A 25,959-nucleotide genomic window follows, 5' to 3' on the forward strand; every position below is an offset into this window, starting at 1 on the left:
GCGACGATGTCAGGGCGTGCTTCTGAACCCGAGTCGCTGTGCCTCGGCCATCACCCGCATTGCCTGCGCTGCCTGCCTGTCACTGATTGTCCAGCTGTTGTTGACGTAGCGGCCCACGTTGTCAGCCAACTGCCGCTGCCACGGCTGGAGGTTGCTCGTCTCCTTGGCCCATCGGGCCAGGGCGAACCATTCAGGGGCGGGAATCGCCAGCACCAAGGTCACATCACCGCTGGTGCTGTCACCCGTGTCTGTCGGTGCGCTGTCATCGAGTGGCTGATCGGTCAGCTCCGCCGCGAGGTCGTCGGGGACCGTCCACGGGATGGCGAGCACGGCCTCCCAACAGTCCGGGCGCTTCGCCCACTCGCCGATGTTGGCGCCTCCCCTGAGAGGGTTGACGATCACCTCGCGGACGGGCGCGCACAGGCCATCAAGCGCGGCGGCGAGCGCAGGCGACAGGCGCTGCTCCCGCCAGATGCGGTCCAGGTCGACCCGTCGATTGGTGGCCTCCGCCAGCCGGGCGATGGAGTACGAAGTGATGTTGATCTTGTAGCCGCCGAAGTCCCTCGACGCGACGATCTTGTCGGTGGCCTTGAACAGGATCGCCTTGGCAAGCAGACGCTGCGCGTAGCTGATGTTGACGTCCGGGACGTTCTCACCCATTCGCACCATGAGCTCGCGGAAGTTTTTCTCGGCCCCTCGGCTCACCAGGTAAGGAAGACCGGCCCAGGAGTGCATGAACTTGGCCGCGTCAGCCTTGGTGAACTTCTGGCCGGTCGGATGCAGGCCCTTGAACTTGCGCTGGTTCGCGGGGGTGCGTTCGCGGGCCAGAGCGTCGGTGTACTGCCCTCGGGCACGCTCGTAGAACCACTTCGTCTCCTGCCCGCTTCCGTCCGCTGCCGGCGCCCAGAGCGATCGCGTCACCTGCTCGATCGCCACATGGAACGGATGGTTGGAGCTGAAGTCGACGACCGTGACCTTGTTTTGGGTGTTCGAGTACTTGGATATCTCAGGAACGATCTCCTGCAGGCGGTCGGGAGAGACGCGGGTCAGCTTCATCTGCACGTGCACCCGGCTGAGATCCGCCTTGTCACGCGTGTGCGCGTAGTGGATCGAGGCCGTGGTCTGACCGCCGTTGACGATCTGCAGATCGTGGATCTTGGTGATGGCCTGACCGCCCTCGGGCAGTTCAGTGAACTCAACGGTCGAAGCAGTGGCGGTGATGCCGTTGTTGTAGGCCAGGAAGCGGTCGGGGTTCTGCAGAAGCGTCTCCCGAATGCCCTTGTTGACCCCACCCTTGGTCTGCAGAAACGACCGGACGTTCAGCTCCAGCAGCCGTGTACCGTGCCGGCCGTAGAGGTCAGCGAGGTCCTGTCCCGGGATGATCGCCAGGAAGACGGAATAGTTGCGGTCGATCTCGGGCGTGGCGAGGCAGGGGAGCGGTGGATCGAACTCCACCGCGATCGGCTCGCTGAGTGTGCCCGAGGAGGCCAAACGGTGAAGCCGGGTGAGGTCCCAGACCTCATGAGTGACGGTGAGACCGTCCAGCTCGCCGGGCGGCAGCGTCGAGACTCCGCTGACGGTGTCCGTCAGGAGGAACAGTCGGATCCGCGGAGCGTCGGGCAGAGCCTTCTGGACCGAGACGCACATGTCATGCACGTCAGACGATTCATCGATGTCTTTGGCCAAGCCGTCACGGCACTTGCGGACGAAGGTCAGCAGCCGCTTGAAGTGCCCCTCGGCCTGGCTTCGGGTCAGACGACCTTCCTCCGGCTGGAGGCTGAACTGGGTGATGAACAGATCCAGGGTCCCGAGGGATTCGTTCATCCCGTAGCCGTTGACCTCAAGACCGAGCGCCTTGTGGTATGCGGTGAAGGTGTTCTCCACCTCACCGGCCTGCTCCAACTCATCCAGCACCCGGCGGGTGAAGGTGTCCGGAGCGGTGGCGTTCTCCGCCTCCGCTGTTGCGAGCACGTCGGCAACGAGCTCCTGCGCGTAGGCCGACAGGCTGGTCTGGCTCATGCCTCCCCCTTGACAATGCTGGCGACCTGCTCGGCGGAGACACCGTACTGGTCCAGTCCGACAGTGCTGATTCGGTAGCGGCAGCCTCCGACCCCTGGCCGTAGGTCAGCCTCCGTGATGCGCGGGAAGTCGCCGGTGACGTGCCAGAAGTCCGCTCCCCGGACGGTGTAGCGGAGCTCGTTGTACAGATGCCGGTGTTCGGAGAGGTAGCCGGCGCTGATGAGCAGATCATCCAGTTCTGCTCGCACCGCCGAGGGTGACCTCTCCCGCAGCGAGCCGACGATGGCGTTGAGCGACTCGCCCGACCCGCCCCGTCGCTCGTCCAGCGAGAGGTGGGCCAGCAGCAGATGATCCGTCCCGGTGTCATCGAGCTGACGCTCGCTCGCAATGACGATGCTCCGAGGGCTTCTTCCCGTCCCGGTCTTGACCTCGATGGCACAGGTTGCCAGTTCGAAGTCCTGATTCGCCCCCGTCGGCCCGCGCCAAGCCGACACCGCCTCCTGAGGCGGCAGGACCGGACAAAGGTGGTCGCGTAGGACGACCAGTTCTCCAAACAAACCTCGTCGTGCCTCGTCACTGAGCCCCGTGTCACGTATGGACTGGAGGAGATGACGCCAGTGTTCGAAGCGCTCGATGGCCGCAGTCAGAGCCTCGACGGGGCCCTCCGCTGCGTCTGCGGTCGCGGCCACGTCGGCGATCAGCGGATTGAAGACCTCCCGCCGCTCGTCGGCGGTAAGGACGACCCGAAGCTCGGTGCGTCCGTCAGGAGCCGTCGCGAACTCGATCGCAAGACCTCGGGTGCTGGGCAATGATGGATACCGCTCGGCCACCGACCGACCGGCAGACGCCGGTACCCGTAGAAGGAGCACCCGCCTCCCCGTTGGCTGCTGAACCGCCAGGAAGATGTCGTGCCGCGATCGTGGAAACAGGCGCCGGGCGACGATGCCATATGGGTGATGCTCAGCCTCGAGAGGCGCCCAGTCCTCTTCTCGGATCCTCACTCGTCCGGATCCTCGTCATCGAAGAGATCGATCTCGAGTTGCCTCCAGACGTCATTGACCACGTACTCGGTCTCAGTCGGATGCTCCGAGAACGGGAAGCTGATCGCGAAGCCGACCAGTGGAGGAAGGCTGGCGTCGGTTTCCCGCTCGGGGTGTTCGATCGGATATATCAGGAGCAAGGGCTGTTGCACGGGTCGGAACCTTCGGAGCGGCTGGCCGGTGGGGATGCTCGGCTCTTTGAACTTCTTCCCCTTGCGCGCCATTTCGAGCCGGCGAGCGGCGCTCGTCGCCTCCAGAGCGCGTGCTCGGAGTTCATCGGAGAGGTCCCTGCTCTCGTCCGTTGGGCTGAGGACCCGCTTGATGGTGTGCCGCCCCTCTTCCGGCTCCATGCCTTCGGGACGGGAGCGGGTCACGAGACGAACTGGGTGCTTACCAATCTCACGCCACGTTCCGGTGGGCGTGCCCACCAGCCGCACCGTCCAGTGGGACAGCTCGCCCACCGCGACGCAGCCGCGGATGTACTGGGCGATGAGCGCCGGACGCACGCGGTAGGAGCCGCGGTCGGAGATGTACCCGTCGAGGAAGCCGTCGATGATCTCGGTTGGCGGAACGCCTCGCCAGACCAGGCTGGTCCCGTCGTGCTCAGGACCGCCCTGCTGTTCCAAGCCGGTGATGAAGCGTTCGAGGATGTCGAAGTTCCGCCGGACAGCCTCAGGGTGCAAACTGAAGACCGTCGTCTCGGGGAGCTCGCCGGAGTAGCTGAGCCGCACCTTGACGCCGCGTCGCATCTTGTTGGCGGCGGTGACCGCCAGCCCGGCGGGAGAGGCGCGGACCCGCAATCCGAAGCTCTCCGGCGTCTGACCGAGGCGGGCCATCTCCTCGAAGTCCCGACGGAGCTCGTTGTCCGCAGCAGTGATCTCCCCGTACGACTTGAAGAGCTCGGACGTCGTGTACAGCCGGCACAGGTCCTCGTAGCCGGGTCGGTAGCCGAACCAGCGCCCCATCTGCAGGAGCGTGTCGTACATGGACGACGCTCGCAGGTAATAGCTCACGCTGAGACCCTCCAGCGTGAGTCCGCGGGAGAGCTTTTCCGCCCCCACGGCGATCACGGACAGCCCGGCCTTGCGCTTCTCGTAGTATTCGAGCGCGTCGCGGGAGGTGCCATTGACGGCCCGCACATCGATTTTCCGGAGAGCCGGTCGCAGCTCCTTCTCGACGTCAATCCAACCTGTCGGCGAGGCCTCCTCGGCCGGGAACGTCGCACTGGTGACGGCGAAGTCCCGCTCCCACAGGTCCCGAAGCTGGGCAAGCAACTGGGCGGCCTCCCCGCCCATCCCGTCGCGGAGCCGGTCACGCATCAGCTCAACGTATTCTTCGATCTGGTCGCGGATCCGATTCTGCACGCTGACGAACCGTGTGACGTGCACGAGCATCGAGTTGTGCTGACTGCCCTGTCCCCGCACCCGACGGGCAGCGCACGTCAGAACGAAGGCATCGATCGCCTCGCGGAGTGACACGGGAAGTTCCTCCGACGGCACCCATTCCTTCTTGTGCCGGCGAGGCATCCATTTCTCGTGATCATGAACGGGGCGGAAGATCGGGAGCGGCTTGATCCCGTCGTCCTCCGGGTCCGTCGCGCTCAGTCCGAACACCCGTTCCGGTCCCAGGTAGTTCGAAGGCGCGGGCAGGCTCTCGATGAAGCTTTCGGGGAACAGGTCGAGCCCGAACGTGTCGTGGTCCGCCTTCGGCTTGATGTAGATGTTGGCAAAGGGCGTCGCGGTGTATCCGACGTACGCCGCCTTGTCGAAGCTGTTGAGCAGATGCCTGATCGACCGGTTGATCGTCGAGGGGTCGGTGTCATCGTCCTTGGTCGTGTCGACGGATGCGTGATCCGCCTCATCGTCGATGACGAGGAGCGGAATGTCCCGCACGACCTTGGACTTACCGTCCCCGGCGGGCACACCCTCAACCTCGACGATCCACTTGCGGACGTTCTCGAGGATGCTCTTGTGCTTCTTGATCACGAGTACGACTGGGTAGTCACCGATCGGCAGGTTGAGGTTCCTGGCTATCTGCTGCTTGAAATCTCCACCCTCCGAGCTGTTCGTGAGTGACGCGATCTTCAGCCGCTTCACGCCTGGCATAACTCCGACACCAATGCGTGCCGTCTTCGTCGTCTCGTCGTAGCGCTGCTGGTACTGCGTGTCGAAGCCGAGCAGGCCTTCGTCGACCCGGAGCTGAGTCTGGCTCCGGAGGCTGTTGTGGATACCGGCAAGTATGACGATGAGTTTGTACCCGGCGTCGGCCGCCTTACAGGCGAAGCCGATGTAGTTGCCAGTCTTGCCTGACTGCACCTGGCCGACCACCAAGCCGGTACGACGCCAAGCGCCCGGACGCCGTGGGTCCTCGATCTGGCGCAGGATGCGATCCGTGCTCTGGTCCAGCCGGCGGACAACCCTCGGCGGCATAAGGCGCACGTCCTCGAGATACCGGCGGTAGCGGTCCCAAAAGTCCCAGCTGCGCTCCAGTTGAGCTTCGGTGAGCCACTCGATGTGGTTGCGATCGTCCTTCAAGCCGACCGAGTCGTCCTGCCACACCGCAACCCGCGACTCGATCTCCTTGAACAGGACGTCCCGGTCAAGCAGCTGCCCACGGGATTGCTGCATCACCCAGATCGGGTCGACGTTTTCTGCGATCTCCTCCTGCGTCGCCTGCCGGTCCTGAGGCAACAGTGCGAGCACGAGCCGGATCGCCTGCTGCATCGCGTCATTGCTGTCCTGCGTATGCGCGGTCATGTGGCCCTCCCCGTTGATCTGATGTGCGGTCGGCGGCGGTAGGGCCGTCAGCGTTGTTGCCAGAAACCGTCGAACTGGTCGAAGGGCGGCATGAGCGCAAGTCGCTCCTTCGCCTCGCGGGGAGTGCGGCCCTGGGCGACGAAGGCGGCATAGATGCGGTTCGCCACGTCGCCCACCTCCTTGGGCGCGGCTCCGAGGAACGGCTCGGGGTCGTCGGCCACGTCACCGTCGTGCATGATCCGTAGTGCGGCCACCGGGACGGTCTCTTCCAGGAGCCTGATCAGCGCCTTCGCGTCGACAGCGGCGTCGGGACCGCCCTGCATCACCTCCCGGACCAGGGGGTGATCGCGGTTGATGCGGCACCGGATGTTGCCGTCGCGCTTGTCCACCCGCCATGCGTAGATGAACTCGGCGCCGTGTTCCCGGGCAGCGATCCGACCACGATGGCTGAGCACCTCGGCGGCCCTGCTGCGAGTAGCCGTGCCGATGCGTTGGAGGTGGCGCCGCACACCGACCGGAGGGACCGCCGTCGACTTCCGCACATCGATGGCCCATTCGGCGTCCGCCTCGGCGGGGACGTCCACGACGATCCGCGCGAGGTTGTACCGCTCGTCACGTCGGAACCCGCGGATGCCGAGCCAGTCGCCGGCGAGAATGAGTCGGTCCCGTCGGTACACGTAGAAGCCCTGCTGGTCGAGCCAGCCAGCGGGTCCGGCAGCCTGTTCCTGCTGCCGTGAGTCGAGCTTCTTGGGGTGCGGCAGGATGAATGGTTCGATCCGGACGGTGTGCGAACCAGCCGGCAGGTCCTCGGTAGGAAGTCGCTGGACCGAAGGGTGCCCGCTGAGAAACGGGTCCCACGCCTCCACCGGAGTGCCGTTAACCGTCATCGCGATTCGGTTTCGGCCCGTCAGGAAGCGGGCGAACACCATGCCGAGGTGTTCCTCGACGCGGGTCGCCTCCGTGTAGAACTGCTTCTGCGCTCGGGTGTCCTCCACCGTCAGGCCGTCGACATTGAACCGGTGCAGGCTCCGCCAGATCACCGTCGTGCCGGCACCACTGCGCCGTCGCAGCTGGGTGAGTGTTGCGCTGGTCTCTTCATCCGTGCCGTGCAGCAGGCGCCACTCACTGGTTGCGGAGACGACGCCCAGATCCCAGGTGCGAACGGCCTCGGCGGTGCCGGCGCCGGGCCTCGTTGCGACAGTCAACCGCGAGGCCTGGGAGAACGAGGCAGACTTCAGACCCATGCCGAAACGGCCGAGGTCTTCGGATGCGCGAGCCTTGAAGGAGCCGCGAGCCGCAACGGTCATCGCACTGACCAGGTCCTCGGTCGTCATGCCTCTGCCGTCGTCGGCGACCGCGACCCACGAGGCTGGACCCGCCCAGGTGAAGTAGACGTCGATGTGCCGGGCGCCCGCCGAGACGCTGTTGTCAACCAGGTCCGCGACGGCGGCCTCGACGCTGTACCCGAAGGACCGCAGCGAGGTGATGGTTCCGGCGGGATCCGGGTTGGCGATGTCGTAACTCAAAGCAGGTCGGCTCCAGTCGGGCACGGAGCTTGGGGCGCCGCACAGTTGCGTTCGTTGCTGTCCGACCGGGTCAGCGCCCCGAAGTGGGGTGCAGCGTTGGAGCTGAATCGGACAGCGCGAGTATAGGGAGGTGACGCTCCTCTCACGAGGTACGTCAAGATCGCTTATTGCGCTTCCGAGCGTTATGTATCTTTTGTCCGCGATGCTTCCACCCGTACGGGTGGTTGGTTGCTCAGGCCAACGGTCGGGTTGACAGCAGCACGCAATGAGTCGGCGGTGTGTCGGGATGGGCGATCGTCGAGACAGGCGACCTGGCGGTAACCTGCCTGATCGTGACCAGTGAAGACCAACCCGCCGCCGCCCCTGTTCGTCGCCGCGGGTACGGGGTCAAGCTGGTGCGCGGTCCTTTCGTTCGGCTTGCTCCTCACCCTGACGCCTGCTCCGAGCCCGAGGAGCTCGCTTCCTTGGCGTCGAGGCTGAGGGCAAATGGTGGCAGGTTGGCCGCCGACCTCTTCAGCGGTGCTGGTGGCCTCAGCTTGGGGCTGGAAGCTGCCGGTTACCAGGTGGTGATCGCGGTGGATCACGACGAGGAAGCAATAGAAACGCATCGACACCACCACGGCGGGATGAGCGTTGACTGGGACCTCGGGGACCCGGAGCGGGTTCGACAGGTGGCCGAACTGATCAAGACGGCGGGAGTGGAACTTCTGGCTGGCGGCCCTCCCTGTCAGCCGTTCTCCAAGGCTGGGCGTTCCAAGATCAGGCATCGGGTCCGTCACGGGCTGCGCGACCCGTACGACGAGCGCCGGGACCTGTGGCGCTCCTTCCTTGAGATCGCTCGCACCGCCCGCCCTCAGGCCGTGCTCATGGAGAACGTGCCGGACATGGCCCTGGACAAGGAGATGTTCATTCTCCGGACCATGGTGCATGAGCTGGAGTCGATCGGTTACTCGGTCGAGGAGCGCTCGGTCGAGACCTTCCGCTACGGCGTTCCGCAGTTCCGCCAGCGGCTCATTCTGGTGGCGCTTCGGGGCGGCGCAGCTTTTGCCTGGCCGCAGGAGCAGCGCGAGCGGGTGACGGTCTGGAACGCAATCGGTGATCTTCCGGAAGTGGAAGGTGGATGGCGGCCGGAGGGCGGGGCGGAGGGCTGGAGCGACTACGACCGACCGCAGAGCGAGTTTCAGCGGCGCATGCGAAAGTCGGTGCCTGCGGACGACGCGAACAAGATCTTCGACCACATCACGCGCCCCGTCCGCGAAGATGACGCTCGCGCCTTCGAAGCGATGGACGCCACCACGCGGTACCGGGATCTCCCGGATGAGGTCAAGCGATACCGCGAGGACATCTTCGACGACAAGTACAAGCGGCTCGACGAGAACAACCTGTCGCGCACGATCACCGCGCACATCGCAAAGGACGGCTACTGGTACATCCATCCGCGGCAGAACCGCACCATCACGGTTCGCGAGGCGGCACGACTTCAAACGTTCCCGGACTGGTTCCGCTTTGCCGGGCCGCCGTCTGCGGCGTTCCGCCAGATCGGCAACGCCGTTCCCCCGCTGCTGGGAGAGCACCTCGCCGGTGCTGTCCGCGCGGCTCTGGACGATCCCCGACCGGTGCCCGCGACGACGCAGGACATTGCTGCGCTTCTCGCCGCGTGGTTCGACAGCGCTGTGGTCCGCGGCCTTCCGTGGCTGAGGGCGGAAACCCGCTGGCAGGTGATTCAGGCCGAAATGCTTCTGGACCGCGCGCCGGCCGAGGTGGTGCGCTTCATCTGGCCACTTCTGGCCCGCTGGCGTGAGCCGCAGGAAACCGTCCTCGCGGAGGCTGAGTTGCTGGAGATCAGCAAGTGGGCAGGGCGGCCGGGTCGGGCGGGGGCGATTCTGGAACTGGCCGGCCGACTCGCCGACAACCCGAAGCTGCTCCGGGACGACGACCAGCTCCGCCAGGTCCCGGGGCTGACTGAAGCGGTGGCCGATCTCGCGATTCTCGTGGTGCCCGCACACACTGAAGAGGAGTCCGAGGAGCCGGTTCTCGTGACGAAGGGTGTACTCCGTGTCGCCGCCCGCTTCAGCGGTGATCCTGTCGATCGTCGGAACCGACTCACGGACGGCCGCTTGGAGATCGCCCGGATGATCGGCGCCGACTCGGACGCCCGGCGAGCCCATCTGGGGCTGGTCGAGCTGGCCAACAGCCTGTGCCGTCCGGTGGAACCGGAGTGCAACGCCTGCCCGCTCCAGAAGCTCTGCTCGGAGTCGCGCGCGGACCCGCTACGGCTCTTCTGAGCCGGGTCCGTCAGCGGCTCATGGCTCCAGACCCAGCGACTGGGCGATCTCGGGGGCGTCCTTGCGCAGGGTCGCCGCGATCCGTTGCCAGGCGGCCCACTCGCCGGACTGCATCGCCGCCGCTCTCAGGGCGAGCCCGGTGGTCGTCGCCGCCTGCGTGGCGGACCGGACGTCCGAGGACATGTTCAGGTCCTGTGGCAACGGCTTTGCCTTCACCCGGGCGCTCTTGCGGTAGGCGTCGTTGGCGTAGAGGCACAGCTCGTTGACCGGTGCCTCCAGCATCTGACGCAGCTGGGCTGGCAGTGAGACCCGCATCTTCGCGACGTTGATGTTGAAGGCGGAGTCGAGGTCCGTGCTGAAGTCGAGCGAAGCCCGGGCCATTTTGGTGTGTTCGTCGATGCCGCGGATGGCATTCCAGCCACCCCACTGCACCAGCCGGTCGGCGCGGTAGACGTAGAGCCCCTGTTGTCGGTTCCAGTTCAGTGGCCCGGACAGTCGCTCGAATTCGCTCGGGCTGGAGAACCTGTCACGGGACGGCAGGATGAAACGGCGTAGGTCAACGTGCCCGGACACGTTGCCGACGGCGACCTCGAAGCGCTGTGCGGGCAGCTCAGAACGACCGTCCTCGTCAGGGGCGAACGGGTTCCACGGTCGTACCTTCTGACCGTTGACAGTGATGACGATCGGGGCGTGTCCGCCCACCCCTTCCAGGAATCGATGGAAAACGATCCCGAGGTGTTCCGCTGTCTTCGTCGCCAGCGCTTCCAGTCGCCGGCGCGCCCAACCTCCCTCGGGGCGGTTCTCAGGAAGCACGCGGTCGAGGTTGCGCCAGAGGACGACGGTTCCCGTCCCTTCGGCCAGCCACTGGCGAGCTCTGGCAACATCCGGATCCGCGCCAGGGTCGACCACTACCCACTGGTCCCACTCCTCGACGATGTCAAGGTCGAGGACTCGGGCTGAGGTCCGCACGACGTCGGGGTTGCTCCGGGAAATCACGGCCACCGAGCGGCACTGCGACAGGGATGCCGTCTTCAGCCCCAGCCCGTAGCGGCCGAGTTCACCAGCCTTATACGTCCGGCGTGTGCCCAGCCGGAGTCCCTCGAGCAGCGCTCCGGGAGACATGCCGCGTCCGTCGTCAGCGATGTAAACCCGCGTCTTCGACCCAGCGAACTCGATCATCACCTCCACCCGCGACGCGCCGGCGGCGACGCTGTTGTCAACGATGTCCGCCACTGCGGTCGGGAAGTCGTAACCGATGTCGCGCAGCGAGTTCGTCAGGCGTGCAGCCGAGGGTGCGACGTCGAACCACGTCTTGCCGGGCATCCGCCCACCTCCGTCAAGTCGTCCCTGGTGACGACCAGGATGTCACAACCTACGTCGTGATCTTGAAACAGGAGCCGGCGGTGTCCGCAGATGCCGCCATGTCTGCTCCAACTCCTCCGCCACGGCCGCAGGGTCCTCGTGTTCCCAAAAGTGCCGAACCTGCCAGCCCAGCGCCGTCAGTGCCGCGTCCTTCTCCCGGTCCCGTTCGACGTTTCGACGCAGCTTCGCCTGCCACCACTCACGGTTGTTTTTCGGCATCACCCCGTGCTTTGGACATTGGTGCCAGAAGCACCCATCAACGAAGACGGCCAGACGTGCTCTGGTGAAGGCGATGTCAGGTCGTCCCGGCAGCGCAGGATGGTTGATCCGGAACCTCAGACCGCGGCGGTGTAGTTCTCGGCGGACGAGTAGCTCGGGCTTGGTGGAGGCCCGGCGCATCCGCCTCATCTGGTTGGAGACGGCTTCGCTCAACGGTGCTGGCTGCCGACCGCCAGGCAAACCTCCGGATCCGCTAGTCATCGCCACGACTCCGCACGCTGCTGTGGTGGCGCCCCTAAGCTCCTGCACGCCGTCTTCCCTATCACTCGTGTCGGACAACCCTAGCCGTGTCAGATCCCGGACACTTGCCGCTTCCATCGATGAAACGGCTGATGGTGGAGCGGGCAAGCAAGCTTTCGGGTGGAAAGCCGTCGCGGTCACGTCCGCGCTGGTGGTGTAATCGCGCATCACTCTCCTTCGTTGGATTTAGCCGTCTCGAAGGATCGCGCGGTGGCCGCCTCCTATCTACGCAACACGCCCATCACGGGCAAGTCGTACACCACTTCCGTGGACGCAACCGTTGACCGCCTGCCAGTCCGCCGCCCCGGCGAGCGGAGCCAGCGCCCGACGACCGACCTGGTGCGAGCAGAAGGCCTCGTCCAACTGGTAAGGCAGCTCGTCGCCCTTCGGCGGCAGCGGGCACAGCAGGAGCGGGCAGTCGTCGATGCCGGTGGCGCCCGATTGGACGTGGTGGGCTTGGCGGCGGCTCAGGGTGACCGCATGGCGCTGCGGTCGATGGTGAGGCATGGGGGCAGCACGGCCCGGCTGGCCCGGCTGAGCCGACGCGCCCGCTAGGAGTTGTCCTGTCCGCGGTCAGCGAGGTTGAGCAGCAGCATCACGTCGGCCAGCAACCGTTGGGCCCGCGGTTGCAGGACAGCCCAGCCGTGCGACGGCGGCAACCCGGAGTCCTAGAGCCGGCGGACGCCGGGCTTAGGGCTGACCACCCCACCCGCCCGACGATCTCCCGCCCGTCCACCCAGCAGTGCCGCTCCGGGTGGCGGTCGGTGAGCGCCTCGACCCACAGGTCGGCGACCTCGAGGACGAGCGGGTGTGCCGCACCGCTGCCGGGCAGCGGGGGCGCGATGCCGCCGCCGGCGAAAGAGGTCCAGTAGGTGACCAGGCTGTGAGTCCGAACCGTGTCCCCGCTCGCGCAGCGTCTTGCTGGGATCCCGGGGGAGGGCCAGCAGGGTGAGCGCTTGGAGGAGCACCAGGTGCGAGTACCAGAAGTGGGAGTGCCGCAGCGCCTTCTCCGCATCCTCGATGAGGATGCTGCGGTGCGCCGGGTTGCCCTCCGGGTCGCGCAGGTAGCCGAGCGCACACCCCACCCAGGCCGGTCGGCGGCCGCGGCCACCACCACGTCGGCCGGAAGGGCGGCGATGGTGGCGACAACGTCGGGCACGAGGACCACCACGAGTACCCCGCCGTCACCCCGGCCCACCGGCAGCACCGCCTCCGCCGCGCGGCCGCCGACCATCGCGAGGACGGTCTCGGCGCCTTGGTCGAAGCTGGCGTACTCGAAGTCCGGGACAACCGTCTCCGGCTTGCCGAGCAGGCCGGTGTAGAGGCGCAGCGACCGGAGGAGATCCTTCTTGGATGAGTGCGGATGGGGCGTCGCACCGACACTCCGGAAAGCTGACGTTGATTGCCTGGCAGGGGGTAGGCGGCAGCCGCGTCCGTCCGATGATCATTCGGCGCCGGTTGATGGGCGCTGATCTCGCTTTCTCGTCAGGACCATGAAGGTAGGCGCATCTTCCCAGGCCGGCCGGAGGCTGGCGACAGACTGCCAACCCCACGCGCGGTACGCATTCCGAGCAGCCGTGTTGGCCGGACGTACGAGGAGGGTGGCACGTTCCTCAGTCCGACTGCTCATCAACTCGTCGTGCAGAGCCCGGGCGATGCCTCGGCGCTGCCATCTGCGGCGGACCAACAGCTCACTGATCGCGAAGGTCCGCTGGCCGTCTTCATGCGTGAAGCCGACCGGGATGGGTTCCTGGATCCCGTCCCACCACCGCGTGTCCGGTGCCAGCGGAAACCCGTAGATGTAGCCGACCAGCTCCCTGTCGACCCTCGCCGCCACCAGCTCCCAGCCGGCCCTTGGCATGTGCAACGTGAGCTGCCGCTGGTACCGCTGCGCGTTGTAGAGCGGCCCGTCCTCGGAATGCGCGTCCAGGTATACGTCCATGAGCTGATCGACCAGCTCCTGAGCTCGCTCTGCGCCATAGTGCCGCAGCCGCAGGTTCTCCAACATCAGACCAACGCTCTGTCGTAGGCCTCGACGAACTCGCGAACCTGCGGCACCGAGCGGCCAGCCACGGCCATATCGGACCGCACCTCGGCGAGCAACCGGGTCACGCGGCCTGATCGCACCCGGTTCACCTTCGGCAACGCCCTCATGCCCACCCGTGCTGCCTCGCCGACATCACCCTGCCGGCTCGCCGCCAGGGCGAGCTGGACGGTGTAGTAGACCTGGTTGCGCCGGTGAGCGGCGGAGGGGGAGCCTGTCACGGAACGGAAGCATTCGGCCGCTCGATCGGGCCGGTCAAGCACAAGGTATGACAGGCCCTGAATGCCGGTGACCTCCTGTGCCGTCACGAACGAGATGAACGGCAGATCGTCCTCGTGGGTGCCGCCATCGAAGGCCCGGCGAGCCCTGGTCATCTCTTGCTCGAAGCCGAGCATGTCCCGGAGTGTGGCGTAGGCGTAGGCCGCCCGCAGGTGCAAGAGCGTGCTCAACCTCGGCGTGGCCCACCCGGCCGAAGCACGCAGAGCTGCTTCGGCGCAGTGAACCGCCTCGCCAGGCTGTTCCTCACGCAGCAGCAACGACATGCAGGCAAAGGCCCGCACCTCGACCCGTGAGTCGTCCGCAATCCGTGCCCGGGTGATCGCCTCGTTCAGAAAGGGGCGTGCCTCCGTTCGGCGATCCGCGTCGATGGCGAGCCAGGCCGCCTGGATCGCCAGATCCGCCAGAGCGCTCTGCAGCGCGTCACCCACCGATCGGCTGTAGGCCGCCATCGCTGCCCAGGCCGAGAGCCGCTTGTGTACCTGCATTGCGATGTCGCAGAGCGCGTTGGCGCCTACCGCCGCGTCCGCCCGGCGGAACTCATCCACGAGCGAGCCGGCGTACCGCACCTGCTCCATCCCAACGGTCGGCGGGAGATCGGCCGGCGGCGGCAGCAGGTCATAGCAGCCGCTCGCCTGAATCCCAGTGAGAGCGGCTACGGCGTGGAACTGTCGGCGGTTCGTGGCGCCACCTTCTTCGGGAGTGATCGTTGACAGGTCCGCGACGACGGGGAGCTTGCGGGGAAGCGCGAACCAGAGGCGGGATGCCGGGATCCCAAGCAGGCTTGCCCAGTGCGCGAGCCGGTCCAAGTGCACGAGCGGTAACCCGTTCTCCACTCGGCTCAACTGTGCCTGCGTAATCCCCAGCCACCCCGCGACCACGGTCTGGGGCAACGGGTTCCGCCCGTGGTACGGGTGGTACCGGCACGCCCGGATCGCTCGCCCGAGGTGCCGCTCTGCGAGCGCGTGGCGTACCGGCTCGTGCTCCCAGAAGCTTGCCGGCACCACGGGCGGGCTGCTCAGCCGATCGCGCTCGGCGGCCTGGCAGGGGCCGCAGCGTCCGCTGTCGTTGTCGCGGGCCAGGCGTCCCCCGCAGCGGGGGCAGTTCGAACGTGTCACCGACAACCTCGCCATTCGGGGTGGCTATCTCGATGGTGCTCAGTCGAGCCCATCCATTCAAGCGGTTCTTCGGGCCTGCGGTATACGCGCGGCGCATATCGACGATTCTCGCAGCGCTGGGCCGGCTGCGGCGGACCACGCCCGGACCCATCGCTGGCCGCTCACCCACGCCGCCCGCGAAGACGTGGCGCACCGCAGACCCAGCAGCCCGTTCCAGCCTTATCAGCGTGACCAGCCGTATGCACAGCGTGCATGGGGCGCACGATCATCGCGGCATACCGGCACCCCTGAACTGACTGGACAGTGATCGCATGGCCCGGGGCGGGTGCTGGGCTCCGGCCGCGTCGTTCCCCGTGCGGCGTCGGCCGTCCTCGCCCGCCCCGGCGCCACTCCACGCACCCCACCGCCGGAGGCGCCCACCCATGTCCGCCGTACTCGCCGAGAGTCCCGTGCTCACCCCGGTCACCGACGAGGACCTGACGCTCGCCGTCCACACGGTCCGCGTCCACGCCCCCGAGCTCTCGCCGCAGGGCCAGGCGTGCCGCAGCGAACGCGTCCCGTACCCGTGCGGCCCGGCCCGCTGGGCCCACGCCACCATCCACGCCGCCAGCCTCACCGAGGAGCATCTCGGGGAGCCGGCGTGACGGAACAGGAGACGCCGCCCGAGGCGGTCGCCCGCTGGCTCAGCCTCGTCGCGGCGGACGCGGAACTGTCCCCGTACCTGATCGGCGTGGACCGGGACCGCCTGACGCAGCAGGTGGCAAGAGCGTTGACCACCAACACCGAGCTGCCGTACCTCGGTTGGTCGGAGGCCGAGCACCGCCGCGCGGAGAGCTACCTGCGGCGGCCCTCGTTCTGGGAGGAGGTCGAGGACCGCTGCCCGGGTCTGCTGCCCGAGCGGTACGCCCCGCTGATCGAGGCCGCCCTGCGCCGGCTCACCGGCCGCCCGGACCGCCCCGAGAAGGTGGCGCTGCTGAGCGTCCTGGGCCGCGCGTACCACCGCTTCGGCCTGCGACCAGAGCATCAGGCGGTCATCGACGACGCGCTACGGACCACCGTGCCGTGGCAAGAAGTCGAGCGGGCAGCCACAAGAGCAGGGGACGGCCCGGCCTGGTGGCCGGTGGAGGTGCTCGACCATGATCTGGCCTGCGACGGGGTCGGGGTCATCACGGTGCGGCCGTGGCGGCGGCTGCTCTACCGGCCCGGCCAGGCGGTGCCGGTCTGCACGCCGCGCCGGCCCGGTCGGTGGCGCTGGCTGTGCCCGGCGAACGCGCCGCGTCCGGACGGCACTGTCGAGCTGCACGTCCGCGCAGTCCGCGGCGGCGCCGTCTCCACCAGCCTGGTCCATCAGGTCCGCCCCGGCGAGCTGCTCCACCTCGGCCCGCCGGCGGACACCGGGCTGAGCCTGCACGACGGGGACCTGTTGCTGATCGCCGGCGGCACCGGGCTGGCGCCGCTGCGCGCGATCGTCGAGCAGGCCGCCGCCGCCCCGGACGGCCGGCGCGTGACGCTGATCGCGGGAAGCCGTGACGTGGCGAGCCTGTACGACGCGATCACCCTCGACAAGCTTCAGCAGGCCCACGATTGGCTGACCGTCGTGCCGGCGTTCTCCCACGATTCGCTCGCTGAGCCGGGGGAGCGGGGCGACGCGCTGACCGTCGCCCTCGACCACCTGCGCGGTGAGCAGCAGGTCTACGTCTGCGGTCCGCCGCTGATGCTGGCCGGCGCGCGGTTGCGGCTGCTCGCCGCCGGGGTGCCGGGCGAGCGGATCCACCTGTCGGAACGGATCCCGTGACGGTGACCGTCTACCGCAGCCGGCACGCCCTGCGCGGCCCGCTCACCCCGGATCGGATCGCCGCGGCGCCGTTGCCGTTGACCCGACGAGGGCGGCGCGGCTACCAGGTCGACGAAGTCGATGCCCTGCTGCATCGCCTTGCCTTCGAGCTGCAGCGGTGTACCCGCGAGCGGGACGACGTGCGGGCGGAGAACCAGCGGATCAAGGGCGCGCTACGGGCATGGCAGTCGGAGCAGCGGACATACCAAGCTCCCTGATCTCACGGCTGGCTTGCCGCTTGCTCGCAGGAGCCCGCCCGGCTTCCGGTCCTCCCGCACCCGCCGGCACGGAAAAGACGGTGTGAGCAGCCCGGTCAACCGAGCTGCTCACACCGTCAAGGCCATCAGGATGCTCGCCCGTGCGGGTCGGGCGCGGTGCGGGTGGGGAACTCCTGGTCGTGGCGGGCGTCGATGTAGGGCAGGTCGATGAGGCGGCGATGGCCGGCGGCGCCACCGACCAGGTGCCACACCTGCTCAGCGGGGCTCGCGGCGGTGGCGGCGCGTAGGTCGGCGGTGGTGGTGGCGACGACCGCTCGTGGCGTGGTGCCGGTGAGGCGGTGGTGCAGGTTCGCCTCCCGTCGCGCCGACGGTAGGTGGAACAGGACCGGCCATGCCCAGGTGCTCATCGCGTACAAGCGTTGATACTTGGCGATCTTCTCGGTGAGGATGTCGAGGCGTTCACGGCCGGTGTCGTATTCGAGGAAGAACGGCACCGACCGGTCCTGCTCGGTCCACACCCCGGCGCCGTCCGGGCGGGGCAAGCCGCTCGGACCGTGGACCATGATCTGCGGGTCCCCGCCTTCGCGGTAGAACACGCCCGGTTCGTGGAAGGCGGAGGCGGGCTGCCAGCGGTCCAGACAACTGTTGGGGTGGGTGCGGGCGTGGCAGCCGAGGTCGATGAAGACCTGATTACTGCCGAGCAGGTGGGGTAGGTCTGGGCGCGACGTAAGGGATTGCTTGCGGCGGCGGGCCTGGTCCCGGCGTGGTGGTCCCAGGCCGCGTTGGGCACGGACGTGGCTGTAGCCGAGCTGGTCCAGGACGTAGTGGTACGGGTAGGAGCCACCGTCGGGTTTGTTGGGCCGGAACCGGTCCACCGCGCGAAGGACGGTCAGGCGGCGCAGCCGGCGTTGAGCGAAATCCAGGGACGGGAACAGGGCCACGGCGATCTGGTCGGTGGTCAGCAGTCCGTGGTCGTAGAGCCAGCCAAGGAGCAGGTCGTCGCGGGCGGTGATGCTGGCCTGCAGACGCAGCAGCGGATCCGCGGCTGGCAGCGGTTTACGCATGGGCGGCCCCTGGGGGGACACCCCACACATGAGGGTGTGTCTGGAACCGATCGGCGCCGCTGACAGTGGGCCTGACCTGGGCTGTCAGCGAGGAAGCGGGGTCGGCTTGGGGGTCAACATCAAGGCGGCCGGTGAGATGGAGATCGACACCGACACCGGCACTGCCGGGCACACCGCCTGGACCCAGGGGTGCGAGGGCGGGTGATGCGGATTGGGGGCAGCGCTGGTGGCGCGGGTGGGGGTCGTTGACCTGGTTCAACATGCTCGTTGCTCCTTGTGCGGGTCGGGATCCGGCTGAAGGGGCAGCGGGTGCACTGGCTGCTGCGCCGCGGCGGGCGCGACGGTGTTCGCTCTGACAGGTCCGGTCAGGTTCTGTCAGGTAGCCGGCTTCCTGACAGGTGCTGGTCTGACCGGGGCGGCTCGGTCTGACAGGAGTCACGGGGTGTCGGTCTGTCACGCGGCCTCCGGGTGGGACAGGTTCGGCGAGGCCGAGGCCGGTGGAGTGGCCTCCGCGCGCAGGACGCGCACGAGTGCGGAGGCGGTGGCGTTGGACAGGTGGTGCCCGTCCGCGCGGAGTTGCCGGGCGAGTTCCTTGCGGGACAGCGGGATCCCGTGGGTGGCGAGCGTGTGGGCGGCGGTCCGGGCGGCCGGGACCAGCAAGCCGATGTCCGGGCTCCGGCCCCGGACCGGCGGGCCGCTGCGGCGGCGGTCCCGGACCGCCCGGTCCTAGTCCGCTGCAGCCGGGACCGTGGCGGTGCGGTCCCGGACCGTGGCAGTGCTCGTGGGGACCGGCGGCGGTCCCGGGACCGGGTTGCGGGTGTCCGGGACTACCACGTCCACGAGATGCGACGGTCCTGGCTCGCCTCGGGTGGGTCGGGCGGTGCGGTCGGGTGGGGCCGGGTCGGCGCGGCCGAGGGCGATCTTCACCATCGTCAGGAAGCCGAGCGCCGGCAGCGCGGCGGCGACCCAGCCGATCACCGACGCTTCGGCCTCCACGACCTGGGCCGCCAGGGACAGGAACACCGCCACGGTCAGCACGGTCGCCGGGAAGGCGATGCTCTTGCCCCAGCGCCGGTTGCGGCGCAGTTCCAGGCCGGCGGAGATGGAGGCCAGTTCCAGGACGACAGCGTCGGCCCAGGCGAGCCAGCCCGGCTGGCCGTGCGCCGCGGCGACGTCATGGACGTGACGGAACGAGGCTGCGCCGGCCGCGCCGCCGATCAACAGCATGATCAGCACCTGGATCCGGTTCTCCAGCCGCTCCCGCCCCGACCGCACCTCGGCGGGCAGGTCCGGCGGCCGCTGCTTACGTGGTGCCAACGGCCCACCACCTGTCGACACGTCGTCCGGGTGGAGCCTCGAATGGCGTCACCCTGGTCCGGCGGACCGGCAAGGCAGTCGCCAGCCCGTTCGGATTGACGGGGGTTGAGATCATGTTCGTGCTCCAGCTTCACTTGTAGGGATTCACCAGCGATGAAACAGCGCCGTCGGGTGCGCCTACGCGAATCTGGTCTGTTCTCGCGCGGCGGCCCCTTGCCGGGGTATGCCCGGCAAGGCGGAACCCTTTGTGCGTGCGGAAGTCGCCCAACACTTCTTTGTGATCGAGCCGGCAAACAACCCGGGGGCACGGCACCCGGGCGGGTGGGTGCCGCTACGACGCGTACTGCAGGTCAAGGTCAACGGGCAGCGTAGGAGGGCAGAGGGCCAGGACGCGCCACAAGGGTCACGACTCTCGTCACCGGCAGCGCTGGACGAGCGCCACAGTGGTGTGACTCAACTCGCCGATGAGTGATCCTTCATGTGGGACCTCCCATCTCTCCATGTCCTCCGCAACACCTGCGCGAACGACGGCAGGCACCCCGTGCTGAGGGCGCCCGCGCTCGTCTTCTGTCCGACCGCGCCAGCCGGCCGTGCGGGAACGCATATCGAGTACGCCCCGGGAACGGCCGCCGAGTCAACCCCCGATTTCCGTGCTGCTCATCACCGAACTGTGACGCCAGTCCAGTGCAGCGCAATCCGCCAGGGCACGTTCCGCCAGACCGGCGACAGGCACCTTGGTCCTGGCCCTCAAGCCACGGTTGAGCCGGCGGCTGCCGAAGCCTCGCCGTCCCACCGGGGCGGCAGGATAGGGACGTCCGCGCACGGTGGAAGGGCTTGCCCTGGTCAGCGATCATGCCGGTGGAAGGAGGACTCCGTGATCGAAGCGGGTGTCGGGTTCAGCGGCGCGCTGGCGGACGCCTACCGACGGGCGGTCCGGCACGGCCTGCCGTTCGTGGGCACCGACCTGGTGCTCTGGTTCACCCTCGTCCGGGTCCGCACGCTCGGGGGCCTGTGGCCGGATCTCCGCCACCCGGCCGTGCGGGCGGTGCGGCGGGGGCGCAGCGAGCTGACCGATCCGGAGCCGCCGCAACGGAGCAGGCTCGCCCCCGGCTTCGACGACGACATCACCCGGCTGGCCGAGGCGGAGCTACGCGAGGCCGCCTACAACGGTGCGGACCGCGCCCGCGCCCTGCACCGCGGGTGACGACCGCCGCTGCCTGCATTCACCCCGGCCGTCCGGCACGCGGTCTACGAGGCACTGCACGAGGGCGGCCGGGCGGGCCTGCGCCACGTCGGCACCGCTCACCTCACCTTGGGGCTCAGCGTGCCCGACGCCGCTGCCGTCCGGGTCCTGACCCTGGCCGCGGGCAGCCCAGCCGGGCCGGGCAGCGATCTCCACGAGGAGGTGCGGCGCGTGGCCCGCCGGCTGCCGGTCACCCCTCGCAGCAGTGCGGCCGATGACCTGACCCTCCCGCGGATCGTGGAGCCCCACCGTGCGCCCGGGGCCACCGAACCGTTGCGACTGGCCCTCGTCCGGCTGGTCACCGGGGCGTTCCTGGGCCGTCCGTACCGCCGGCACGGCGCCCGGTACGGCCATCCGATGCTCCTGCTCGTCGAGCAACGAGCGAGACAGCTGGCGGTACGGGCGGGCGCCGACGTGGTGACCAGCGCACACGTACTGATGGCGGTGCTGGCCATGCACGACGAGCTGCTGCGCGACGGGCGCCCGGTTCGGCCGGACGTCCACCGGTGGAATCAGGCCGGCGAGATCCTCGTCAGCCACGGCGCCACGGCCGGAGCCGCCGTACACGCCCTGCCCGGCCTGCCGTCGGTCGATGATGAGCGGCGGCTCGACGGCCTGCCCGACAAGGGCTGGCACGAGCCCAAGGCGCCGTTCGCCGCGCCCGCCCACGGCCGCAGCGAGCTGAGCGCGCTGCGCGGCGCCAGCCTCGCCGCCTTCCGGCGCGGCGACCCGTACGCCGGCACCACCCACCTGCTCGTCGAGCTGCTGGCCGACCCCGCCGGTCCGGCAGCTCGGCTGCTGCGTCTCCTCGACGTCGACCCGGCGAGCGTGCGTGCCGACGCCCAGCGCCACCTGCCCGAGCAGTAAAGCCTCGAGCGCCGGCACGGCCATGGACGGGATGAGGGTAATCGGCGACGATCAACGCGTGACCTGAGCAACTTTCACAGCTAGCGTCGGTCGGATCTGGACAGTCACTACCCGGGGAGGACGTCCAATGTTCCGTCCACACCACCACCAGAGCGCCCGATGAGGACGCGTCCACTCGTAGCGGCGGCGACCGCCATCGGGCTGGTCGCCGCCGGCCTCACCATCAACGCCGGCACCGCCGCCGCCCACGGCCGCGGCTACTCCGCCCTGATCCAGCGCGCCTCGTACGGCGTACCGCACATCACCGCCCACGACTTCGCCAGCCTCGGCTACGGCGTCGGCCACGTCCAGGCCGAGGACAACATCTGCCTGATCGCCGAGCAGATGGTCACCGTCAACGCCCAGCGATCCCGCTGGTTCGGCGCGACCACCAGCAACGTCACCAGCGACCTGTTCCACCAGAAGGCCATCGACGCCCGCGCCGCCGAACGCTGGCTGACCGGCCCGCGCGACGGCCTCCACGCACCCTCCAATGAGGTACGCGACCAGATCCGCGGCTTCGTCGCCGGCTACAACGCCTACCTCCGCGGCGCCAAGAACAAGATCACCGACCCGGCCTGCAAGGGGAAGGACTGGGTACGCCCGATCACCGAGCTGGACATGTGGCGGGCGAACTGGACGCGGATGATCCGGGCCAGCTCCGGCGCTCTCGCCGACGGGATCGTGGCCGCCGCACCGCCCGCCGGGACCAGCGCGCCGCCCACCACGAACAAGAGCAGCGCCCCGCAGGCCGAAGCCGTCGTCACCGCCCGGGACGGCGCGCCGGCCGGGGTGGGCAGCAACGCGTACGGCCTGGGCCGTGACGCCACCGCCAGCGGCGCGGGCATGCTGCTCGCGAACCCGCACTTCCCGTGGGACGGCGGCGAGCGCTTCTACCGGATGCACCTCAAGGTGCCCGGCCGCTACGACGTCGAGGGCGCGGCCTTGGTCGGCGACCCGATCGTCGAGATCGGCCACAACGGCCGGATCGCCTGGTCGCACACCGTCTCCACCGCCCGCCGCTTCGTCTGGCACCGGCTCACCCTGGTGCCCGGCGACCCGACCAGCTACCTCTACGACGGTCAGCCCCGGAAGATGACCTCCCGCACCGTCACCGTCCAGACGCCGGGCGGGCCGGTCACCCGTACCTTCTACGACACCCACTTCGGCCCGGTCGTCGTGGTGCCGGGCACCTTCGACTGGACGGCGCAGGCCGCGTACGCGATCACCGACGTCAACGCCGCCAACAACCGCGCGCTCGACGGCTGGCTCGCCATGGGACGGGCGAAGTCGGTGGGTGAGCTGCGGGCGGTGCTGGACCGGCGGCAGTTCCTGCCCTGGGTCAACGTCATCGCCGCCGACCGCGACGGCCGCGCCCTCTACGCCGACCACTCCGTCGTGCCCCGGGTCACCGGCTCCCTCGCGGCCGCGTGCATCCCGGCGCCCTTCCAGCCCCTGTACGCCAGCAGCGGCCAGGCCGTCCTCGACGGCTCCCGCTCCGCCTGTGAGCTGGGCCGGGACCCGGATGCCGCGGTGCCCGGCATCCTCGGCCCGGGCAACCTGCCCGCGCTGGTCCGCGGCGACTACGTGACCAACTCCAACGACAGCTACTGGTTGGCCAACCCGGCCCGCCCGCTGGAGGGCTACCCGCGCATCATCGGCGACGAGCGGACGCCGCGCAGCCTGCGGACCCGGCTCGGCGTGCACCAGGTGCAGCAGCGGATCGCGGGCACCGACGGGCTCCCCGGCAAGGGCTTCACCACCGGCAAGCTGTGGGACGTGACGTTCCGCGACCGGGCGTACGGGGGTGAGCTGGTCCGCGACGACCTGGTCCGGGCCTGCGAGGCGCAGCCGACCGCCACCGCCTCCGACGGCACCACCGTCGACCTGACCGCCGCCTGCGCCGCCCTGCGCGGCTGGGACCTGAAGGTCAACCTCGACAGCCGGGGCGCGCACCTGTTCACCGAGTTCGCCCTGGCCGGCGGCCTGCGCTTCGCCGACCCATTCGACCCGGCCGCTCCCCTCACCACGCCGAGCCGGCTCGCCGTCGACGACCCGAGGGTACGCACCGCTCTCGCCAACGCGGTCCGCAAGCTGGACGGCATCCCGCTCGACGCCCGGCTCGGCGACATCCAGACCGAGCCGCGCGGCGGCGAACGCATCCCGATCCACGGCGGCCGCGCGGAAGCCGGCGTCTTCAACATGATCATCGGGGTGCTGCAGCCCGGCGTCGGCTACACGAAGGTCCAGCACGGCTCGTCGTTCGTGATGGCCGTCGAGCTGGGCCGAAACGGGCCGTCGGGCCGGCAGATCCTCACCTACTCCCAGTCGGCCAACCCGAACTCACCCTGGTACGCCGACCAGACCCGCCTGTACTCGGGCAAGGGCTGGGACACCATCAAGTACACCGAGAAGCAGCTGCGGGCCGACCCCAACCTGGTCACCTACCGGGTGGGGGAGCGGCGTCACTGACCGCCCCGGCGAGACTCCGAGCCCCGGCGGCCGGCCAACCGGCCGGCCGCCGGGCCGATTCCGAACCCGCTGTGCAGGGCGAGGATCGGAGCCGTGGACAGGAGGTTGTCGCTCAGCGGCTGGCCTTCGCCGTCAGTGGCGGCGCTGTTCCTCGGCGACCGTCTCAGCTCGACCGGGCTGGTCGACGCCGGGCTGATCACCGTCGCCATCGTGCTTGACACCCACGGCACGCACCAATGACAACCGGGCGCCCGGGCAGGACCACAAGGTCCTGCCCGGACCCTTCCTCGCGACTCTCGCCCGCTGGACCGCGGCGTTCCGCCGTGCTCGGCCGCACCGGCGTAGGGTCGGCAGCGTGGTAGGGGCGGAGCGTCGATACCGCTACGTCGGCCCGGCGGACGTGCAGGCGTCCGTCGCCGGCGCGCCCGAGGGCAGGCCCGTCCGATCGCCGGGCGATCTCGACACCTACCTGGTGGCCGCGGATCCCCGCGACCGTGACGAGCCGTTCACTTACGTCGTCGACACCGGCGGTACGTTACGGCTCGCGCCGAGACGCAGCGAGCACGTCGCCTGCGCCGGCGGCGGGGAGGTCCTCGGCGCCGGGGAGATCGGCTTCGCCGGTGAGCGGGGCGGCTGGGTCGTCACCGAGGTGAGCAACCACTCCACCGGGTACTGCCCCGATCCCACTTCATGGACCGCAGTGGCGGGTGCCCTCGACCGCGCGGGCATCGACCGCCCGGACGACTTCACCGTGGCCGTCGTCTTCCGGCGCTGCCTCGACTGCGGCGAGCGCAACCTGATCCGGGACGACGACTACGTCTGCGCGCTCTGCGGTGCCGAGCTGCCGGAGGATGTGGAGCCCCGGCTGGCGGCGCAGCCGTCGACCGACCAGCGTCCCGCTGACGACCGAACTGGCTGATCGTCACCTCCGCCAGGCCGGTGCCATGCGCTCGGTCAGCGGCTTTTGATCCACAGCCCCGGGTGATGGGGCGGCGGGCGAACGATCGTGGCGCGTACGGTGTGGGCGGGCCGACTCGAAGGAGATTCGGATGGCCGTCCGACCGCGGCGCAAGCCCAACAAGGTGCGCTTCTTCGCCATGTTCGCCGGGCTGATCGTCGTCGGCCTCGGCCTGGTATACGGGCTTCATTTTGCGGCGAACCCGTGGGCCCTGGCGCTGCCGGGCCGGCCGGCGCTGACCGGTTACTGGCAGGGCGTGGTGGCGTACGGCCCCGGCGACGACCGGCGGGTCGTGCTGCACCTGACCGACGACGAGCCCAGCGCGACCGACCGGTGCGGCGACTGCCCCGATCTCCAGGGCGGCATCAAGGTCTGCCAGGCGGGGCGGGCCGAGACCTACGAGATCTGGGGGGACCCGATCAACTATCGGGGCACCCGCTTCTCGCTGCACACCCGCTCCAAGGACGAGGGGCCGGGCCAGCGCCTGAACGAACTCGACGGCGACTGGGACGGCGACCTGCTCCGGGTCCGGACGTCGTTCACCACGCTGGCCGCCGATGGCACGGTCGCCGCCGGATCCGGTTCACCGACGGCTTCGTTCGACATGACCCGGGCCGACGAGGCCGACTTCGACGACCCTTCGTGCCGGTGACGGCGAGTCCACAGCGCCGCTTGCTCTGGTGAGCTGTGTCGGTCCGCAAACCGGAACGCAGCGCATGGCGGGGCGCCGGCACGCGCCTGGAGCGGCGTTGGCGGGAGGAAGGACACCTATGGGTATGCGCCGCAGCTACGACGCGGTGGCCGAGCGCCACGCCGCTGAAATCGGCGATGAGTTGCGCCGGGAGGCGGCGATGTCGTCCCCGCCACCCGGATCGATCATGATCTTGCGGGCGGCGGCTGCCAACGGTCCGCGCGCGACGGGGCGTTCCCGGCCGGCGTGAGGGTTTGCTGGCTCCGTCTGCGGGAACCTCGCGGATTTGCGACAACGGTGAGAGGAAGCCG

At 68.9% G+C, this 25,959-nt stretch carries 21 protein-coding genes; 10 read left to right on the forward strand and 11 right to left on the reverse strand.

The window, feature by feature from the left end; all coding sequences use genetic code 11:
- Window positions 1-9: 9 nt before the first annotated feature.
- Genes F8274_RS04535 through F8274_RS04550 form a run of 4 tightly spaced genes read right to left on the reverse strand, consistent with a single transcriptional unit; the run spans window position 10 to window position 7,341 of the window.
- Entirely contained in the window at window positions 10-2,019 is a 2,010-nt protein-coding gene (locus F8274_RS04535; protein WP_151461006.1) for an AIPR family protein, read from the reverse strand.
- Window positions 2,016-3,020, reverse strand: a complete 1,005-nt coding sequence (locus F8274_RS04540; RefSeq protein WP_151461007.1) for a PD-(D/E)XK motif protein — start codon at window positions 3,018-3,020, stop codon at window positions 2,016-2,018. Before F8274_RS04540 ends, F8274_RS04535 begins: the two co-directional genes overlap by 4 nt.
- On the reverse strand, window positions 3,017-5,815 hold the full coding sequence (locus F8274_RS04545) for a Z1 domain-containing protein (RefSeq protein ID WP_151461008.1): 2,799 nt from the start codon (window positions 5,813-5,815) through the stop codon (window positions 3,017-3,019). Before F8274_RS04545 ends, F8274_RS04540 begins: the two co-directional genes overlap by 4 nt.
- Window positions 5,816-5,862: 47 nt before the next feature.
- Complete coding sequence (locus F8274_RS04550) at window positions 5,863-7,341, reverse strand: ATP-binding protein (RefSeq protein WP_151461009.1); 1,479 nt, start codon at window positions 7,339-7,341, stop codon at window positions 5,863-5,865.
- Window positions 7,342-7,838: 497 nt separating this feature from the next.
- On the opposite strand from F8274_RS04550, the gene dcm reads away from it, so the two are divergent.
- Window positions 7,839-9,626 (forward strand): DNA cytosine methyltransferase, encoded by a 1,788-nt coding sequence (dcm, locus tag F8274_RS04555; protein WP_225853604.1) that lies wholly within the window; start codon window positions 7,839-7,841, stop codon window positions 9,624-9,626.
- A gap of 18 nt (window positions 9,627-9,644) precedes the next feature.
- On the opposite strand, the gene F8274_RS04560 is transcribed toward dcm, so the two are convergent.
- The 4 genes from F8274_RS04560 to F8274_RS31755 all read right to left on the reverse strand — a co-directional run bounded on the left by F8274_RS04560 (window position 9,645) and on the right by F8274_RS31755 (window position 14,663).
- Window positions 9,645-10,949: an ATP-binding protein gene (locus F8274_RS04560; RefSeq protein ID WP_151461011.1), complete on the reverse strand. Its 1,305-nt coding sequence runs from the start codon at window positions 10,947-10,949 to the stop codon at window positions 9,645-9,647.
- A 42-nt stretch (window positions 10,950-10,991) separates the two neighbouring features.
- Complete coding sequence (locus tag F8274_RS32540; RefSeq protein WP_370518194.1) at window positions 10,992-11,675, reverse strand: very short patch repair endonuclease; 684 nt, start codon at window positions 11,673-11,675, stop codon at window positions 10,992-10,994.
- A 1,276-nt stretch (window positions 11,676-12,951) separates the two neighbouring features.
- On the reverse strand, window positions 12,952-13,515 hold the full coding sequence (locus tag F8274_RS04570) for a GNAT family N-acetyltransferase (RefSeq protein WP_151461012.1): 564 nt from the start codon (window positions 13,513-13,515) through the stop codon (window positions 12,952-12,954).
- Window positions 13,515-14,663, reverse strand: coding sequence for a hypothetical protein (locus F8274_RS31755; protein WP_225853605.1), 1,149 nt, complete (start codon window positions 14,661-14,663; stop codon window positions 13,515-13,517). The genes F8274_RS04570 and F8274_RS31755 overlap by 1 nt, the downstream gene beginning before the upstream one ends.
- Before the next feature lie 704 nt (window positions 14,664-15,367).
- On the opposite strand from F8274_RS31755, the gene F8274_RS04580 reads away from it, so the two are divergent.
- From F8274_RS04580 to F8274_RS04590, 3 genes are read left to right on the forward strand one after another with little or no spacing between them, the layout of a single operon-like run.
- The gene (locus F8274_RS04580; RefSeq protein WP_151461013.1) at window positions 15,368-15,589 is read left to right on the forward strand and encodes a hypothetical protein; all 222 of its coding nucleotides are present in this window, start codon (window positions 15,368-15,370) and stop codon (window positions 15,587-15,589) included.
- Complete coding sequence (locus F8274_RS04585) at window positions 15,586-16,740, forward strand: FAD-binding oxidoreductase (protein ID WP_151461014.1); 1,155 nt, start codon at window positions 15,586-15,588, stop codon at window positions 16,738-16,740. The genes F8274_RS04580 and F8274_RS04585 overlap by 4 nt, the downstream gene beginning before the upstream one ends.
- A gap of 2 nt (window positions 16,741-16,742) precedes the next feature.
- The gene (locus F8274_RS04590; RefSeq protein ID WP_225853606.1) at window positions 16,743-16,997 is read left to right on the forward strand and encodes a hypothetical protein; all 255 of its coding nucleotides are present in this window, start codon (window positions 16,743-16,745) and stop codon (window positions 16,995-16,997) included.
- Between the two features lie 125 nt (window positions 16,998-17,122).
- Here the strand turns inward: F8274_RS04590 and F8274_RS04595 are convergent, their stop codons facing one another.
- The 3 genes from F8274_RS04595 to F8274_RS31765 form a co-directional block, all read right to left on the reverse strand.
- Window positions 17,123-18,061 (reverse strand): replication-relaxation family protein, encoded by a 939-nt coding sequence (locus F8274_RS04595; protein ID WP_151461016.1) that lies wholly within the window; start codon window positions 18,059-18,061, stop codon window positions 17,123-17,125.
- A gap of 453 nt (window positions 18,062-18,514) precedes the next feature.
- Window positions 18,515-18,721 (reverse strand): hypothetical protein, encoded by a 207-nt coding sequence (locus F8274_RS31760; RefSeq protein ID WP_225853607.1) that lies wholly within the window; start codon window positions 18,719-18,721, stop codon window positions 18,515-18,517.
- A gap of 66 nt (window positions 18,722-18,787) precedes the next feature.
- Window positions 18,788-19,378, reverse strand: coding sequence for a DUF2637 domain-containing protein (locus tag F8274_RS31765; RefSeq protein WP_225853608.1), 591 nt, complete (start codon window positions 19,376-19,378; stop codon window positions 18,788-18,790).
- Window positions 19,379-20,252: 874 nt separating this feature from the next.
- On the opposite strand from F8274_RS31765, the gene F8274_RS04605 reads away from it, so the two are divergent.
- The 6 genes from F8274_RS04605 (at window position 20,253) to F8274_RS31150 (ending at window position 25,898) form a co-directional block, all read left to right on the forward strand.
- Window positions 20,253-20,582: a hypothetical protein gene (locus F8274_RS04605; protein WP_151461017.1), complete on the forward strand. Its 330-nt coding sequence runs from the start codon at window positions 20,253-20,255 to the stop codon at window positions 20,580-20,582.
- 120 nt (window positions 20,583-20,702) lie between these two features.
- On the forward strand, window positions 20,703-21,488 hold the full coding sequence (locus F8274_RS04610; protein ID WP_151461018.1) for a Clp protease N-terminal domain-containing protein: 786 nt from the start codon (window positions 20,703-20,705) through the stop codon (window positions 21,486-21,488).
- Between the two features lie 159 nt (window positions 21,489-21,647).
- A complete protein-coding gene (locus F8274_RS04615; protein ID WP_151461019.1) occupies window positions 21,648-23,999 on the forward strand; it encodes an acylase in 2,352 nt (783 codons plus the stop codon).
- A 355-nt stretch (window positions 24,000-24,354) separates the two neighbouring features.
- On the forward strand, window positions 24,355-24,918 hold the full coding sequence (locus F8274_RS04620; protein ID WP_151461020.1) for a hypothetical protein: 564 nt from the start codon (window positions 24,355-24,357) through the stop codon (window positions 24,916-24,918).
- A gap of 130 nt (window positions 24,919-25,048) precedes the next feature.
- On the forward strand, window positions 25,049-25,609 hold the full coding sequence (locus F8274_RS04625; RefSeq protein WP_151461021.1) for a hypothetical protein: 561 nt from the start codon (window positions 25,049-25,051) through the stop codon (window positions 25,607-25,609).
- 124 nt (window positions 25,610-25,733) lie between these two features.
- Window positions 25,734-25,898 carry a hypothetical protein gene (locus tag F8274_RS31150; protein ID WP_192579703.1) on the forward strand — a complete coding sequence of 55 codons (165 nt, stop codon included), beginning with the start codon at window positions 25,734-25,736 and terminating at the stop codon, window positions 25,896-25,898.
- The last annotated feature ends 61 nt before the right edge of the window (window positions 25,899-25,959 follow it).

The organism is Micromonospora sp. AMSO31t (assembly GCF_008868175.1).
GTDB lineage: Bacteria > Actinomycetota > Actinomycetes > Mycobacteriales > Micromonosporaceae > Micromonospora.

Excerpts from the sequence above, each read along its gene's own strand:
- F8274_RS04595 (WP_151461016.1), bottom strand. The coding sequence starts at position 18,061 with ATGCGTAAACCGCTGCCAGCCGCGGATCCGCTGCTGCGTCTGCAGGCC.
- F8274_RS04545 (WP_151461008.1), bottom strand. The coding sequence starts at position 5,815 with ATGACCGCGCATACGCAGGACAGCAATGACGCGATGCAGCAGGCGATC.
- F8274_RS04580 (WP_151461013.1), top strand. The coding sequence starts at position 15,368 with ATGTCCGCCGTACTCGCCGAGAGTCCCGTGCTCACCCCGGTCACCGAC.
- F8274_RS04570 (WP_151461012.1), bottom strand. The coding sequence starts at position 13,515 with ATGTTGGAGAACCTGCGGCTGCGGCACTATGGCGCAGAGCGAGCTCAG.
- F8274_RS31150 (WP_192579703.1), top strand. The coding sequence starts at position 25,734 with ATGCGCCGCAGCTACGACGCGGTGGCCGAGCGCCACGCCGCTGAAATC.
- F8274_RS04625 (WP_151461021.1), top strand. The coding sequence starts at position 25,049 with ATGGCCGTCCGACCGCGGCGCAAGCCCAACAAGGTGCGCTTCTTCGCC.
- F8274_RS04535 (WP_151461006.1), bottom strand. The coding sequence starts at position 2,019 with ATGAGCCAGACCAGCCTGTCGGCCTACGCGCAGGAGCTCGTTGCCGAC.
- F8274_RS32540 (WP_370518194.1), bottom strand. The coding sequence starts at position 11,675 with ATGCGCGATTACACCACCAGCGCGGACGTGACCGCGACGGCTTTCCAC.
- F8274_RS04560 (WP_151461011.1), bottom strand. The coding sequence starts at position 10,949 with ATGCCCGGCAAGACGTGGTTCGACGTCGCACCCTCGGCTGCACGCCTG.
- F8274_RS04615 (WP_151461019.1), top strand. The coding sequence starts at position 21,648 with ATGAGGACGCGTCCACTCGTAGCGGCGGCGACCGCCATCGGGCTGGTC.